This is a genomic window from Lentzea cavernae (assembly GCF_014653695.1).
Lineage (GTDB): Bacteria > Actinomycetota > Actinomycetes > Mycobacteriales > Pseudonocardiaceae > Lentzea > Lentzea cavernae.
Genome location: NZ_BNAR01000006.1, coordinates 455,681 through 471,154 on the forward strand (window position 1 = coordinate 455,681; position 15,474 = coordinate 471,154).

The following is a 15,474-nucleotide window of genomic DNA, read 5'->3' on the forward strand; positions in this document are numbered from 1 at the left end:
AGTCCCGCGCACAGCGGTGACCAACACCCACAGAACGAGCCTGCGAGGAAGTTGGTTCAACGCAGATACAAGGACGTTGTGCAGACCACACGAGGAGGTTGACCGGGCCGCTACCAGCTCCTACGCTCTCATATATGATGTATGACCGGATCGGCGCACTTCCCGCGTCCCGGACGGACTTCGTTCTTGAATCGATCAAAGAAGCGATTCTTTACGGAAAACTGAAACCCGGTCAGGCGTTGGTCGAAACCGATCTCGCCGCGACGCTCAACGTCTCGAAGACGCCCGTGCGCGAGGCGCTCAAGACGCTCGCGGGGTCGGGGCTCGTCGTGATGAGCCCGTACAAGGGCGCCGCGGTCCGCACGGTCGACGCCGAGATGGCCAGGTCCGTCTACGACGTGCGGCTGCTGCTGGAACCCGAGGCGCTGCGCCGCGCGGCCGCGCTGGGCGCCGACTTCGCCGAGGCCAGGTCGGCGCTGGACGACACCGAGGACCTGGCCCGGCGCAACCGGGCGAACCGGCGGTTCCACCGCGCGCTGTACGCGGGCTGCGGCAACCCGTTGATGGTCCAGATCCTCGACGGGCTGCGCGACCAGACGGCGCTGATCACCGCGGCGGGCTGGGGCGTCAGCCCGACCTGGGAGGCCGAGGACGCCGAGCACCGGGCGATCCTCGTCGCCGCCGAGGAGGGCTTCGGCGACGCCGCGGCCGACCTGCTGCGCCGCCACGTCCAGACGTTCGCCGACCGAGTGGCCGAGGAGCTTCCCGATGTCGTTCGATGACCTCACCGAGCAGCTGGCGTCCGTCGTGGCGATCACCGTGACACCGTTCGACGCCGGCGGGGCGGTCGACGAGAAGAGCTACGCCGCCGTGGTGGACCGGATGGCCGAGGGCGGCATCTCGGTCGTGACGGCCAACGGCAACACGAGCGAGTTCTACACGTTGTCCTCCGCCGAGACCGAGCAGGCGCTGCGGATCACCGTGGACGCGGCCGGCGACCGGGCGGCGGTCGTCGCCGGGGTCGGGCACGACGTGAAGTCGGCCGTGGCCGCGGCCCGGTTCGCGGACAGGGCCGGCGCGCGGGGGATCATGGTCCACCAGCCGGTGCACCCGTACGTCTCGCTCGACGGGTGGGTCGACTACCACCGGGCCGTCGCCTCGTCGGTGCCCGAGCTGAGCGTGGTCCTGTACGTGCGGAACCCGCGGATCGGCGGCGCGCAGATCGCCGCGCTGGCGGACGCGTGCCCGAACGTCGTGGGCGTGAAGTACGCGGTGCCGGACCCCGTGCGGTTCGCCTCCGTCGCGCGGGACGCCGGGCTGGAGCGGCTGACCTGGGTCGCCGGGCTGGCCGAGCTGTCGGCGCCGGGGTACTTCGCCGTCGGGGCCTCCGGGTTCACCTCCGGCCTGGCGAACGTGGCGCCGCAGCTGTCCGTGCAGATGTTCCGGTGCCTGCGGGAGCGGGAGTTCGGTGCGGCGATGGAGTTCTGGGAGTTCGTCCGCGGGTTCGAGGAGCTGCGGGCGTTGAACGAGTCGGCGAACAACGTGTCCGTGGTGAAGGAAGCGCTGGCACAGCTCGGTTTGTGCCGCCGGGACGTGCGGCCGCCCGCCTCGGTGCTGTCCGAAAAGGACCGTTCGGCCGTGGGCGTGTTGCTGGACTCGTGGAACCTCCTGTGAGGCTGCGCAGCGCGGAGTGGTTCGAGGGCGAGGGGCTCAGGGCGTTCTCGCACAACGCCCGCGCGCGGCAGCTCGGCCTGAACCCCGGGGAGCACCTCGGCAAGCCGGTCATCGCGATCCTGAACACGTGGAGCGGCATCAACCCGTGCCACATGCACCTGCGCGAACGGGCCAAGCAGGTCGAGCGCGGGGTCTGGGAGGCGGGCGGTTTCCCGGTGGAGTTCCCCGTGTCCACGTTGTCGGAGACGTACCAGAAGCCGACCCCGATGCTGTACCGGAACATGCTGTCGATGGAGACCGAGGAGGTCCTGCGCTCCTACCCCGTCGACGGGTGCGTGCTGATGGGCGGCTGCGACAAGACCACCCCCGCGTTGCTGATGGGCGCGGCCTCCGCCGGTCTGCCGTCGGTCTTCGTGCCGGCCGGGCCGATGCTGCGCGGCCACTGGCGGGGCGAGACCCTCGCGTCGGGCACGGACATGTGGCGGTTCTGGGACGAGAAGCGGGCGGGCACGATCTCGTCCGCGGACTGGTCGGAGATCGGGTCAGGCCTGGCCCGCTCCCCCGGCACGTGCATGACGATGGGCACGGCCTCGACGATGACGGCCGCCGCGGAGGCGCTGGGGCTGACCCTGCCCGGCGCGTCGTCGATCCCGGCCGTCGACTCGGCCCACCACCGGATGGCGGCCGCGTCCGGCATGCGCGCGGTCGAGATGGTGCGCGAGGGGCTGACGATCGGCGACGTGCTGTCGGCGGAGGCGTACGAGGACGCGGTCCGGACCGTGCTGGCGCTCGGCGGGTCCACGAACTCGTACATCCACCTGATCGCGATGGCCGGGCGGTCGCAGATCCCGTTGACGCTGAACGACTTCGACAGGCTGTCCCGTGAAGTGCCGGTGCTGGCCTCGGTCCAGCCCGCCGGTGCGGGTCTGATGGAGGACTTCTACTACGCGGGCGGGTTGCGCGGACTGCTGTCGCGGTTGCGGGAGTCGTTGCACCTCGAGCGGATCACGGTGACCGGGCGGACGTTCGGCGAGGACCTCGACGGCGCCGAGGTGCACGACGCGTCGGTGATCCGGACGCTGGACGACCCGGTCTCCCCCGAGGGCGGGCTGGCCGTGCTGCGGGGCAACCTGGCCCCGGACGGCGCGGTGATCAAGTACGTGGCGGCTGATCCCGCGTTGTGGAGGCACACCGGGCCCGCCGTGGTCTTCCACGGCTACAAGGACCTGCAGGCACGGATCAACTCGCCGTCGCTGGACGTCACGAGGGACTCGGTGATCGTGCTGGCCGGTGGCGGCCCCAAGGGCGGGCCCGGCATGCCGGAATACGGGATGCTGCCGATCCCGGACAAGCTCCTGCGCGAGGGCGTCCGGGACATGGTGCGCGTGTCCGACGCGCGGATGAGCGGAACTTCTTATGGCGCATGCGTTCTGCACGTGGCACCGGAGGCGCACGTCGGCGGTCCGCTGGCACTGGTGCGCGACGGCGACCTCGTGACGCTTAACGTCGAGGCGCGGGTGTTGCGCGTGGAGATCTCCGACGAGGAGATGGCGCGCCGCCGGGACGCGTGGACGTCACCACCGCCGAAGTTCGAACGCGGGTACGGCGCCCTGTACTACGAGCACATCACGCAGGCCGACGAGGGCTGCGACTTCGAGTTCCTGTCACGCCCCGGCGCGAACCCGGAGCCCAACGCCCACTAGTTCTTCGACTCGACGCGGCCCTCTTCGGTGGACGCCTCCTGCCAGTCCTGGGTTCCGTGCAGGTGGGTGCGCAGGTAGGCCGTGGTGAGCCGGAGCAGGGTCGCGACCCGTTCGGGGCTCTCGTCGGTGGTCTCGGCGACGTCGTAACCGGAGACGCCGCCGAACCCGTGCTCCGCGCCGAACAACGTGAGCAGGTCCTTCGGGCCGGGCGCCAGGTGGTACGGGTCGGCGTGCCAGTCGGGGCCCATGGTGGTCAGGTGCGCGGAGGCGTCCGCGTCACCGGCCACGACGAGCGCGGGCGCGGTCATGGTGCTGAAGTCCGTGTGCTGCATGAAGGAGTAGTTCTCCTTCACCATGTCGGTGATCGCGTCACCGCGGCCGGTCGCGCCCAGCAGCACGCCCGCCCTGATCCTGTCGTCCCTGAGGCTGACGCCTTCTGTCTGCATGCCCAGCAGGAGACTCGCGGTGTGACCGCCCAGCGAGTGGCCCACGACGGCGATCTTCGTGCGGTCCCAGCGGTTCTGCAGCTGCGGCACGGCCTTCTCGACCTCGTCGAGCCGGTCGAGCACGTGGGACATGTCCTCGGCCCTGGAGCGCCAGAACAGCGGCGCGCCGGGCGTGTCCTGCGGCAGGGACAGGGTGCGGGAGCTCAGGTGCGTGGGCTGCAGGACGACGAAACCCTGCTCCGCCCAGTGGTTCGCGAGCGGTGCGTAGCCGTTCAGCGAGGAGAGGTGGTTCGAGTAGCCGTGCCCGTGCGAGAGCAGCAGGATCGGCAGGCCGGTGCCCTCGGTCGGCGCGGAGACCTTCAGCTGCAGGTCGACGGGCCTGCCGGGGATCTCGAGCACGACGGGACTCACGGTGAAGACGGTCATTGCGGGGTTCCCTTCGAATGGTCCGCCATCAAAGCGGAGCGACGTTCCGGAACGATACGGAGCGCCGTTCCGCTTTGTCAACACCGAGGGGTCACCCCAGCAGGAAGCGCGCGGCCACCACCGCTCCGTCGGTGCGGATCTCCCCCGCCACGGCGGCCGCGCGGGCCCGCGTCTGCGGTGCCAGCGCCGTCTTCAGCGCGACGGACAGGGACTCGAAGGTCGGCACCGGCCCGTCGTGCGCGGCGCCGATGCCGAGCTCGGCGACCCGGTGCGCCCAGAACGGCTGGTCCACGATCTGCGGCACGACCACCTGCGGCACCCCGGCACGGGCGGCGGTCGTCGTCGTGCCCGCGCCACCGTGGTGCACGACGGCGGCGACCCGGCGGAACAGCGCCTGTTGGTTGACCTCGCCGACGACGAGGCAGTCGTCGCTGTCGTCGACCTGGGCGAGACCCGCCCAGCCGGCGGCCAGGAGGACGCGGCGCCCCTGCGCGCGGATCGCGTCGACGGCGACCTGGGCGACGTCCTTCGAGGCGTGCATGGCCATGCTGCCGAAGCCCGCGTACACCGGGGGTTCGCCGGCCTCCAGGAACGCCACCAGGCCGGGCGCGAGCGGGCGTTCGTCGGGCAGGATCCACGCGCCGGTCTGCTCGACCTCCAGGTTCGTCAGCTCCGAGGCGGGCCAGAGCAGCGGGTCCGCCGCGAGCAGCACCGTGCCGCTGTAGACGTGGTCGCGGACGTTGTCCACCGGCGGCATGCCGAGCGCGGCGCGGTGGGTGTCGAGTGCCGGGCCGTACAGCGCGTTCACGTTCTCCGCGTCGATGCGCCACAGCACCTGGTTGTCGGTCTCCTCCGGCGGGAGCGGCTTGCCGGGGCGTTGCGACGGCCTGCGGTGCGGCGACGGCAGCGAGACGTCGTGGAACATCGCGAGCGAGTAGCGCAGGCCGAGGTGGTCCGCCACCGACCTCGCTCCCGCCGGCATCAGGCCGGTCGCCATCAGCACGTCGGCGCCCTCGGCCGCGGCGGCCACCGGACCGAACCACTCGCCGACGAGCGCCGCCGCGACGGTCGCGGGATCCGGTCGCGCGCTCGTCACCAGCTCGCGCACCGACTGTCCGAACGGGACCAACGGCACGCCGAACGCATCAAGCCTCGCAACGAACTCCTCGTCCGGCGGCACGCACACCCGCACGTCCGCGCCCAGTTCCCGCAACGCCACAGCGAGCGCGATCAGTGGTTCGACGTCCCCGCGTGATCCGTACCCCGCCAGCACAACTCGCATCTTCCGGCTCCCCCGCTCGCCCCAGTTCCCCGTCACGGCGGGAGATTCTGCGCCCGGAACCGGGTCTTGCCGCAAGACCCCCTGTGCGCTATACGTTGAAGTGGGAAGACCCCCGGGCTCTGGTCCGGGGGTCTTCCGTTTCCCGGGACGTTCCTGCTGCCCCCACTTCACACCTCACCCGTCATGATTGGTCGAACCAGCAGCTGAGGGCGAGGTACCAGTGGCAGTCACGATCCGCGACGTGGCACGCAGGGCGCACGTTTCCGTCGCCACCGTGTCGCGCGCGCTGACGTCCCCGGAGCTCGTGCGCCCGGAGACGCGGTCGCGCGTGCTGACCGCCGCCACCGAACTCGGCTACCAGCCCAACCGGGCGGCGCGCGGACTGATCACGGGCAAGACGGGCAACATCGGCATCGTCGTGCCGGACCTCGACAACCCGTTCTTCACGGGCGTGCTCAAGGCCGTGCAGGCGCGCGCGATGCAGGCCGACTACGCGGTGTTCGTGGCGGACAGCGACGAGGACCCGGTCGCCGAGGCGAAACTCGTGCACGCCATGGCGAAACAGGTCGACGGCGTGGTGCTGTGCGCGCCGGGCCTGGAGGACTCCCAGGTCCACGAGGCCGCGGCGGCGACGTCGCTGGTGCTGCTGAACCGGCGCCTGCCCGGCGTGCCCGCCGCGTTGATGGACTCGGCGGGCGGGATGCACGCCGTCGTCGACCACCTCGTCGCATTGGGACACCACCGGATCGCTTACCTCAACGGGCCTCGCACGTCGTGGTCCAACCAGGAGCGTCGCCGCGGGCTCATGAAGGCGGTGGCACGGCACAAGGTCGACCTGGTCGACCTCGGGCCGTTCGCGCCGCGCTACGAGGGCGGCCTGCAGGCGGCGGACCTGGCCGTGGCCGCCGGCACGACCGCGATCGTGGCCTACAACGACATCATGGCGCTGGGCGTGCTCGCCCGGCTGCGCGACCGCGGCATCTCGGTGCCGGGCGACGTGTCGGTGACGGGGTTCGACGACCTCACGTACGCGGCGTTGTGCTCACCCGCGCTGACGACGGTGGCGATGCCGGTGGCGCAGGCCGGGCGCACGGCGGTGAACCTGTTGCTCGACTGGCTCGACTCCGACAGGACCGACGCGCCTCAGATCGTGGCGGAGACCCAGTTGATCGTGCGGGGGACCACCGCGCCACCCGGGCCGTGAATGCAAGGCGGCCCCGGCAAGGGCGTCTGGGGGGAGTACGCCGTGAGCCGGGGCCGCGAAGCGGCTGGGCCCGAGGGGGGAGGGGGCCTAGCGCGCTTGATGTCCCACTCTGCCCTGAGCGGAAGGAAATCGCCAGGGTGGATGTACCTGTTTTTGGATTTCTCGTACGTACGGGTTACTCGTAGAGCCCTTCGTACAACGCAGAGTGAAGTCGGTGCACCACGTTCCGCTTGACCTTCAACGTCGGGGTGAGCTCACCTTCCTCCTGGGACAGATCCCTGGTGAGCAGCACGAACTTCTTCACTTGGGAAACACTGGCGAAGTGCGAGTTCGCTTCGTCGACAACTTCCCGCACGAGCGTGCGCACGTCCGGGTGACCCACCAATGATTCGACGTCGGAGGGCAACCCGCGTGCCGTCGCCCACGGCACGATCTCGTCGGCGTCCAGTGTGATCAGGGCCACGCAGTACGGCTTGCGGTCGCCGAACAGCACGGCGTGCGAGATCCAGCGGGACTGGCGCAGCACGTTCTCCACGTTCGCCGGCGCGATGTTCTTGCCCCCGGCGGTGATGATGATGTCCTTCTTGCGCCCTGTGATCGTCACGAAACCGTCCGCGTCGATCTCGCCCAGGTCGCCGGTGTGCAGCCAGCCGTCCTGCAACGTCTGCGCGGTGGCCTCCTCGTTGCGCCAGTAGCCCGCGAAGACGTGCGGGCCGCGCATCAGCAGTTCGCCGTCCTCGCCGAGCTTCATCTCGAGGCCCGCCACGCCGGTCGCGCCGACCGAGCCGAGCTTGAAGCGGCCCAGCGTGTTGATCGTGCCCACCGCCGTGGACTCGGTCATCCCGTACCCCTCCAGCACCGGCACGCCCGCCGCGTGGAAGAACCGCAGCACCTCGGGCGAGATCGGCGCGGCGCCGGACAACGCCTGCACGAGCCGGCCGCCGAAAGCCCCTCGCACGTTCGCGAACAACGCGTCGACCTGGTCGAACCCCGCCGCCATCTCCGGCGGAACCGATTCACCCGCGGCACGCCTGCGACGGACCTCGATGCCGAGCGCGACGGCCTGCTCGAGCTGCTGCGCGGGCACGTTCGCCGTGACGAAGGTGTAGATCTTCTCGAAGATGCGCGGCACGGACGGCAGGAAGGTGGGCCGCACCTCGGCCAGTTCCGGCACGATCGCCTTCATGTCGCCGCCGAAGTAGGCCAGCGCGCCGCCCCAGTACATCGTCCCGAACATGATGATCTGCGCGAAGACGTGCGCCAGCGGCAGGAACAGGTAGACGGTGCCGGTCATGGCGTCGATGCGGGCCTCTTCCGCGACCCGGCACAGCGCGACCCAGTTCGCGTTGGTCAGGACGCAGCCCTTGGGCGGCCCCGTGGTGCCGGAGGTGTAGATGATCAGGCTGGGGTCCTCCGGCCTGATCGCGGCCCGACGGACGTCCAGCACGTCGGCGAGCGGCGAGGTGCGGCCGGAGTCCTGCAGCTCCGCGACGCGGGGACGGTCGCCGGCGGGATCGATCGAGAGGATCGTGCGCAGCTCGGGGAGTTCGGAGTGGACGGCCTCGACCTTGGCGCACTGCTCGGAGTTCTCCGCCACCACGATCGACGCGCCGGAGTCGCCGACCACCCAGGCGATCTCCTCGGGCGTGCTCGACGGGTAGATCGGCACGACGATGCCGCCCGCCGCGAGCACGGCGAGCTCGACCGCCGTCCACTCCGGACGCGTGGTCGCGAGGACGCAGACCCTGTCCCCCGCCTCCAGTCCGGCGTGGACGAACCCGGAGGCGAGGTCCAGCACCAGCTCGGAGACCTCGGCGTAGGTCTGCTCGCGCCACTGCCCGTCCTGCTTGAACCGCCACGCCACCGCGTCGCCGTACGCCTGCTCGGCGAGGAACGGCAGGTCGGCTATCCGGCGGACGGCTCGCACCGCGCTCGGGCTGGTCACTCCGGCGGTCATGGCGGCTCCAATGCGGTTTCCGACGGGCTTTCCGGCAGCGGACGATCAGGCGGGCACGACCCGCACTCGGGTGCCGTTCAGCACGGCGGTGCCCGAGAGCGGGTCGATGCGGAGGTCGTCGGTGAGGAGGTTGACGTTCACGCCGGCGTGCTCGCTCGCGACGGTGAGCCGCGTGCCCGGCTGGTCGTGGCCCCAGCCGTGCGGCATGGAGACGACGCCCGGCGCGATGTCGGCGGTGACCTCGACCAGCACCTCCACCTCGCCGACGCGCGAGGTGACCTGGGCGGTCGCGCCGTCGGCCAGGCCGATGCGGGTGGCGTCACCGGGGTTCACCAGCAGCGTGCACAACGGCTTGCCCTTCACCAGCGCGGGCACGTTGTGCATCCAGGAGTTGTTGCTGCGCAGGTGCCTGCGGCCGACGAGCACCAGCTCGGTCTCGGGCGTCCGCAGCGCGGCGCGCACGCGCGGCAGGTCGTCCACGATCGGCCGCGGGGTCAGCTCGACCTTCCCGGACGGCGTGCGCAGGATCTCCGGCAGGCGCGGGGTGAGCGGGCCGAGGTCGATGCCGTGAGGATTTTCCAGCAACTGCTGGAGCGACAGCCCGTACGCGCCGGTGCGGAGTTTCAGGTCCAGCAGGCGTTCTTCGCGCGTCTCGCCTTCGGGTTCGAAGTCGGCTCCCGCCTTCTTCTTGAGGCCGGCGAGCTGGAACGCGGCGACGGCGTCGAGATCGGCCGCCGGGCCGAGTCCGCTGAAGATCGTGGCGAGGCGGAAGAAGATCTCCGTCTCGTCGACCCTGCCCTCCTCCAACGGGATCGCGGCGCGCGAGTACTTCACGACGTTGCGCGTCGAGTTGTTGAGGAACGCGATGTCGTAGTGGTCGCGGCGCGACGGCGGCGGCGTGGGCAGGATGACGTCCGCGTGCCGGGTGGTCTCGTTGAGGTACGGGTCGACGCTGACCATGAAGTCCAATGAGGACAGTGCCGCGCTCACGCGCGCCGAGTTCGGCAGCGACAGCGCGGGGTTGCCGCCGATCGTGAACAGCGCCCGCACCTGGCCCTCGCCGGGCGTCTCGATCTCGTCGACCAGCGTGACGGCCGGGAACTCCCCCATCACCTCGGGGTGGCCCTTGACCCGGCTGTGCCAGCGGCCGACCTCGAAGCCCTTGCCGGTGCCCGTTCCCCGCCTGTTGTGCGCGGGCAGCGGCCACATCGCGCCGCCGGGCCGGTCGAGGTTGCCGGTGAGGACGTTGAGCGTGTCGACGGCCCACGACGCGACCGTGCCGAACTCGACCGTCGTCGTGCCGATCCGCCCGTACACCACGGCGCGTTCGGCTTCGGCCAGCTGCCTGGCCAGCGCGCGGATCGTGGCCGCGTCGACTCCCGTGCGCTCCTCGACGGCCTCGGGGCCGAACGCCTCGACGTGCGAGCGGATCACCTCGTGGTCGGTGACGTGCCCGGCGAGGTCCCCGAGGTCGACCAGGTCCTGCGCGAACAGCTCGTGGACCAGCGCCAGCAGCAGGAACACGTCCGTGCCCGGCCGGATCACGACGTGCTGGTCGGCGGCCGCGGCGGTCCTGCTGCGGCGCGGGTCGACCACGACGAACCGGCCGCCGCGCCTCTGCAACTCCCTGAAGCGGCCCGGCGCGTCCGGAACCGTCCACAGGCTCCCGTTGGACGAGAACGGGTCCGCGCCCAGCACCAGCATGAAGTCGGTGCGGTCGATGTCGGGCACGGGGATCGAGAAGATGCCGCCGAACATGTGGCCGACCTGGACGTGCTTGGGCATCTGGTCGACCGTGCTGGCGGTGAAGAGGTTGCGGCTGCCCAGCGCCTTGCGCAGCGGTCCGGCGTAGAGGCCGCCGGCGAGCGAGTGGGCGACCGGGTTGCCGAGGTACATCGCGACGGCGTTGCGGTCGGGGAAGTCCTTCAGGCGTTCGTCGACGACGCGGAAGGCCTCGTCCCAGGTGACCTCGTGGAACTCGCCGTCGCGCTTGACCAGCGGGGCGCTCAGCCGGTCCGGGTCGGCGTCGAGCGTGCCGAGCGAGGCGCCCTTGGGGCAGAGGAAGCCCTTGCTGAACTCGTCCTCGCGGTCGCCGCGGACCTTCGTGATGCGGTCGCCCTCGACCGTCAGCTCCAGCCCGCACGTCGCCTCGCACAGCGGGCAGGTCGTGAACACGGTCCTCATCGGGTCCCCTCACACGAGCTTGTTACCAACGGGTACTAGTCGGCTGCCATCGGACGCAATCACCCTGCCGAGGGTCGACCCGAACGGCCCAACGGGCGCCCTGAAGTCGCCGAGCATACCAGCCGGTATGTCGATTTGCACTGGTCAAAGCGGGGGTCGTGGCGGCGATCCTTCCGGCACTGATCGGTACCTACCTGCGGAGTGAGTCCAGGTGGGTACGCCGTGCCGCGAGGTCTGGCCATCACGTCCGCACGGGTGCAGCATGTTGCGGTGAACGCCGCAATCCGGACCGCCGCCACGATCGCCGCGGTCGCGGTCGCGTACTTCGCGACCGCGCAGGTCGGCCTGGTCCTGGCCCTCGTGGAGGGTCAGGTCACCCCGCTGTGGCTGCCGACGGGGATCTCCGTGGCGGCGCTGCTGATGTCGGGCCGCGGGATCTGGCCGGGCATCACGCTCGGGGCGTTCGCCGCCAACATCTCCCTGGGCGCGCCGCTGGTCTCGGCGTTGGTGATCACCGCGGGCAACACCGCCGCACCGCTGCTCGCCTGGTACCTGCTGACGCGCTCCGGCTTCCGGCCGGCGCTGGACCGGCTGAAGGACGCGCTGCTGCTCGTGTTCGCGGGCGCCCTGGGCGCGATGCTGGTCAGCGCGCTGGTCGGCGCGGCGGCGTTGAAGATCGGCGGCGTGATCCCGTGGCGCGACGTGCCGGCCGTGGTGTCGGTGTGGTGGACCGGCGACGCGATGGGCGTGCTGGTGTTCACACCGCTGCTGCTCACCCTGCCCCGCCACTGGAACGCCGCCCCGCGCCGGCTCGCCGAGGCGGGGGCGCTGCTGCTCACCACGGCGGTGCTCGCGTCGTTCGTGACCGTGTCCGCGTCGCGGCTGTTGTTCCTGGTGTTCCCGATGCTGATCTGGGCGGCGCTCCGCTTCCAGCACGCGATCGCCGCGCCGTGCGCCGCGATCATCTCCGTGGCCGCGGTGATGTCCGCCGCCGGCGGTCACTTCACCTCCGGCGAACTGCTGCCGACGATGATCGTGCTGCAGGCGTTCAACGGCTCGGTGGCGCTGACCGGGCTGATCCTGAGCGCCATCACCAGCGAGCGCAACGAGGCCAGGCAGGCCATCGAGCGCGCGTGCGTGCAGCTGACCGAGACCGTTGCGCGCTACCAGGAGGACGGAGCGCGCAAACGGCTCGGCCGCGTCGTGCCACCCGCGTGAAGGGCTTGCGCTAGAAGGGCTTCGTCTCCGCGGCGATCTCACCGAGGATGTCGCTCAACGGCCGCGCGGACTGCGCGCCGAGCGAAACGGCCGCGCCCGGAGGCACGGTCTCCGCGATGTCCGTGCCCGCGCAGGTGACCCGGGAGGCCGGCAGGATGCCGGACACCAGGTACTTGTTGACGATCGTGTCGACGCAGGCGTTGCGGCGCAACGCGTAGTGGCCGTGCTGGCCGTCGTTGGACACGCTGATCAACGGCTGGGCGAGGTGCTCCGCCATGACCCTGCCGTTGGCGAGCGGGGTCTGGGTGTCGCCGTCGGAGTTCACGACCAGGCCCGCCGGGTACTTGCGGGTGATGGCCGGGATCTTCTCCGGGCGCTGGAAGGCGCGGAACGTGCAGTTGGTCGGCGCCATGTAGTCGACGGTGCCGCCGTACGGGTTGGTGTCGCGCCAGCGCTTCATGTCGTTGTAGTAGGTGTTGACGTCGGAGAACCAGTCCCACTCGCACACGACGGCCTGGAACGTGCCGGCCGAGGTCGGTTCGATGTCACCCTTCTTCAGCGCGGCGACGATCGCGGAGGCCTCGGCGGGATCGGCGACACCCGCCTTGATCGAGGCGATGTGGCGGGAGAAGGCGGCCCACGAACGGCGGTAGCGCGTGGCTCCGACGGCGTAGTCGAACGAGGTCACGTCCGCGTAGCCGCCGAACGGGCCGTCCTTGAGCTTCGCGGCGATCGCGTCCAGTTCGGCGCGCACGGCGGCCGGGGTGGTGCCGAGGCCGTAGGTGCCGTTGCGGGCGGCGGTCCACTCCGTCCACTTGCGCAGGTTGTCGGTGATCGCGTCCACCACGTCGACGTCCTGCTCGTGCCACGTCTTGAGCGGGTCCAGGGCGGAGTCGAGCACGCTGCGGTCGAGGAACTTCGGGAACAGCGAGCCGTAGACGGCGCCGAGCTGCGTGCCGTAGGAGTAGCCGACGTAGGAGATCTTCTTCTCCCCCATGGCCCCGCGGACGACGTCCATGTCGCGGGCGGTGTTCATGGTGGAGATGTGCCTGCGCATCTCACCGCCGCCGCGCTGGCAGTTCTCCTCGACCGCGCGGGCGTAGTCCGACCAGTTGGCGAGCTGCGAGTCCGCGGGACGAGTGGGGAACTCGTCGTCGGTCGGCGTCGAGATGCAGCGGATCTGCGTCGAACGGCCGACCCCGCGCGGGTCCATGCCGATGACGTCGTAGATCTTCAGCACGTCGGTCTGGGCGTTGAACCAGTGCACGGCGCCCAGGCCGGAACCACCGGGGCCGCCGGGGTTGGTCATCAGCACGCCTCTGCGGCGCGCGGGATCCGTCGCCTTCTTGCGTGAGAGGGCGATCTCCAGGTTGCCGTTGCCGGGATTCTTGTAGTCCATCGGCACGACCACCGTGGCACACTCGACCCCCGTCGAGGGCGTGACCCACCCGGCCTGGCACTCGGCCCAGGCGACCGTCTGGCTGTAGTACTCGTCCAACGGACCAGGCGCCGCCTGGGACGTTCCCACCAGGGACATGAACAGCGGGACGGCCAAAGCCGCCGCGCCCCAACGCTTCCTCACCGCGTACCCCTCACGATCGTCGGTCAGCGCCCGAACGCTTCCGCAGCCGCCGACCCGCTCGACACCCCCGAAGGTCGGGTGAAATTCACCGCGGTGGGGTAGGAAGAGGTATGGATCCGGTCAGGGCGTTGAAGCAGGTGGCCTTCCAGCTCGAACGGGCGGGCGAGCCGACCTACCGCGTCCAGGCGTTCCGCAACGCGGCCTCGGTCCTGGCCGACCTCGACCCCGCCGACGTGGAGAAACGGGCCAAGCTCGGCACGCTCACCGACCTCAAGGGCGTCGGCAAGTCGACGGCCGGAGTCGTCGTGGACGCGCTGGCGAACCGCGAACCGTCGTACCTGGCGAAGCTGCGGCACGTCGACATCACCGGCGGCGAGGAGATGCGGGCGGCGCTGAAGGGCGACTGCCACGTCCACTCCGACTGGTCCGACGGCGGCAGCCCGATCCGCGACATGGCCGAGGCTGCCCGCGACCTCGGCCACGAGTTCATGGTGCTGACCGACCACTCGCCGCGCCTGACCGTCGCGAACGGACTGTCCCGCGACCGGCTCGAGAAGCAGCTCGAGGTGGTCGCCGGGCTGAACGCCGAGCTGGCGCCGTTCCTCGTGCTCACCGGCATCGAGGTCGACATCCTCGACGACGGATCGCTGGACCAGGACGAGGACCTGCTGGCACGGTTGGACGTCGTGGTCGCGAGCGTCCACTCGAAACTGAAGATGCCGCGCGCCGAGATGACCCGCAGGATGGTCAACGCGGTGAAGAACCCGCACGTCGACATCCTCGGCCACTGCACCGGCCGCCTGGTCGTCGGCAAGGGCCGCCCGGAGTCCCAGTTCGACGCGGAGAAGGTCTTCGAGGCGTGCGCCGAGCACGGCACGGCCGTCGAGATCAACTCACGGCCGGAGCGGCTCGATCCCCCGCGCCGGCTGCTGTCGCTGGCCGTGGACGCCGGGTGCGCGTTCTCCATCGACAGCGACGCGCACGCGCCCGGCCAGCTGGACTGGCTGAACTACGGGTGCGCGCGGGCGCAGGAGTGCGGTGTCGCGCCGGAGCAGGTGATCAACACCCGGAGCGCAGCTCGGCTGCTGTCCGGGTGAGGTGCTCGTACCAGGACACGAGCGGCCCGGTGTCGGCCAGCGCGCGCCCCAGGGCGACCCGGCACAGGTCCCGGACGGGTTCGGGGTCGTAGGCGGCCAGCAGGTCGCCGAACGACCCCAGCGTGCCGAGCGCGTACTGCTCCAGCCCCGCGCAGATCGGCACGACCGTCCCGTCCGCCTTGACGACGAGCGGGTCCACCCGCACGAACGCCGCCGGATCCGCGCGCAGCAGAGCGGCGGACGTGACGTCGAACTGCACCTCGACGGCGTCGTCCTCGGCCACCCGGCCCAGTTCCACGGCGGCGTAGACCAGGTCGACCCGGTCGACGCCGTGCGGCCTCACCCGCACCTTGCGCGCACCCTCCCCGACGGCCTCGGCGGCCAGACCGCGCAGCACGGACACGTTGTCCGGCACGAGGTCGATCAGCACCGTCACCCGGCGCCCGTCAGCGGCGTGCTCTCCCACCTCGTCCAGCGCGACCACGAGCTCGGCCTCCGGCACGGCCGTGAGCCAGCGAGGGTCGTGGACCTCGACTCCCATACCCGTACGGAGCACTCGTGCGGCGCGGAAATACCTCCGTGCGGCAGCCACCCCTGAGGGGGATTTTCCGGCCGTTCACCCGGTGGCCGCCGAACGATCATCGTGTGCGACTCATTTGAGCCCTACCCTTCGCGACGGCCCATGTCCGCCCACCACCACA

12 protein-coding genes are annotated in these 15,474 nt (G+C 70.7%); 6 read left to right on the forward strand and 6 right to left on the reverse strand.

Going from position 1 to position 15,474, the window contains the following annotated elements:
• Nucleotides 1–137 precede the first annotated feature (137 nt).
• From IE307_RS22520 to araD, 3 genes are read left to right on the forward strand one after another with little or no spacing between them, the layout of a single operon-like run.
• On the forward strand, nt 138–782 hold the full coding sequence (locus IE307_RS22520) for a GntR family transcriptional regulator (RefSeq protein WP_191300888.1): 645 nt from the start codon (nt 138–140) through the stop codon (nt 780–782).
• Nucleotides 769–1,674 carry a dihydrodipicolinate synthase family protein gene (locus IE307_RS22525; protein ID WP_191300666.1) on the forward strand — a complete coding sequence of 302 codons (906 nt, stop codon included), beginning with the start codon at nt 769–771 and terminating at the stop codon, nt 1,672–1,674. The genes IE307_RS22520 and IE307_RS22525 overlap by 14 nt, the downstream gene beginning before the upstream one ends.
• Nucleotides 1,671–3,377 (forward strand): L-arabinonate dehydratase, encoded by a 1,707-nt coding sequence (araD, locus tag IE307_RS22530; RefSeq protein ID WP_373306027.1) that lies wholly within the window; start codon nt 1,671–1,673, stop codon nt 3,375–3,377. The genes IE307_RS22525 and araD overlap by 4 nt, the downstream gene beginning before the upstream one ends.
• Here araD and IE307_RS22535 read toward each other — a convergent pair.
• On the reverse strand, nt 3,374–4,249 hold the full coding sequence (locus tag IE307_RS22535; protein ID WP_191300670.1) for an alpha/beta hydrolase family protein: 876 nt from the start codon (nt 4,247–4,249) through the stop codon (nt 3,374–3,376). The genes araD and IE307_RS22535 overlap by 4 nt on opposite strands.
• Before the next feature lie 91 nt (nt 4,250–4,340).
• Nucleotides 4,341–5,531, reverse strand: a complete 1,191-nt coding sequence (locus IE307_RS22540; protein ID WP_191300672.1) for a glycosyltransferase — start codon at nt 5,529–5,531, stop codon at nt 4,341–4,343.
• A 220-nt stretch (nt 5,532–5,751) separates the two neighbouring features.
• On the opposite strand from IE307_RS22540, the gene IE307_RS22545 reads away from it, so the two are divergent.
• Nucleotides 5,752–6,735, forward strand: a complete 984-nt coding sequence (locus IE307_RS22545; RefSeq protein ID WP_191300674.1) for a LacI family DNA-binding transcriptional regulator — start codon at nt 5,752–5,754, stop codon at nt 6,733–6,735.
• Between the two features lie 175 nt (nt 6,736–6,910).
• On the opposite strand, the gene IE307_RS22550 is transcribed toward IE307_RS22545, so the two are convergent.
• Together IE307_RS22550 and IE307_RS22555 are read right to left on the reverse strand one after the other, a co-directional pair.
• Complete coding sequence (locus IE307_RS22550; RefSeq protein WP_191300676.1) at nt 6,911–8,692, reverse strand: AMP-dependent synthetase/ligase; 1,782 nt, start codon at nt 8,690–8,692, stop codon at nt 6,911–6,913.
• A 45-nt stretch (nt 8,693–8,737) separates the two neighbouring features.
• Complete coding sequence (locus IE307_RS22555; RefSeq protein WP_191300678.1) at nt 8,738–10,876, reverse strand: molybdopterin-dependent oxidoreductase; 2,139 nt, start codon at nt 10,874–10,876, stop codon at nt 8,738–8,740.
• A 270-nt stretch (nt 10,877–11,146) separates the two neighbouring features.
• Here IE307_RS22555 and IE307_RS22560 point away from each other — a divergent pair, with 270 nt between their 5' ends.
• The gene (locus IE307_RS22560; protein ID WP_229904967.1) at nt 11,147–12,094 is read left to right on the forward strand and encodes an MASE1 domain-containing protein; all 948 of its coding nucleotides are present in this window, start codon (nt 11,147–11,149) and stop codon (nt 12,092–12,094) included.
• Between the two features lie 10 nt (nt 12,095–12,104).
• Here the strand turns inward: IE307_RS22560 and IE307_RS22565 are convergent, their stop codons facing one another.
• Nucleotides 12,105–13,676 carry an alpha/beta fold hydrolase gene (locus IE307_RS22565; protein ID WP_191300680.1) on the reverse strand — a complete coding sequence of 524 codons (1,572 nt, stop codon included), beginning with the start codon at nt 13,674–13,676 and terminating at the stop codon, nt 12,105–12,107.
• Between the two features lie 110 nt (nt 13,677–13,786).
• Between IE307_RS22565 and IE307_RS22570 the strand changes: the two genes are divergently transcribed.
• The gene (locus IE307_RS22570; RefSeq protein WP_191300682.1) at nt 13,787–14,773 is read left to right on the forward strand and encodes a PHP domain-containing protein; all 987 of its coding nucleotides are present in this window, start codon (nt 13,787–13,789) and stop codon (nt 14,771–14,773) included.
• On the opposite strand, the gene IE307_RS22575 is transcribed toward IE307_RS22570, so the two are convergent.
• Nucleotides 14,736–15,314 (reverse strand): hypothetical protein, encoded by a 579-nt coding sequence (locus IE307_RS22575; protein WP_191300684.1) that lies wholly within the window; start codon nt 15,312–15,314, stop codon nt 14,736–14,738. The two genes, IE307_RS22570 and IE307_RS22575, sit on opposite strands and share 38 nt — an antisense overlap.
• Between the last annotated feature and the right edge of the window lie 160 nt (nt 15,315–15,474).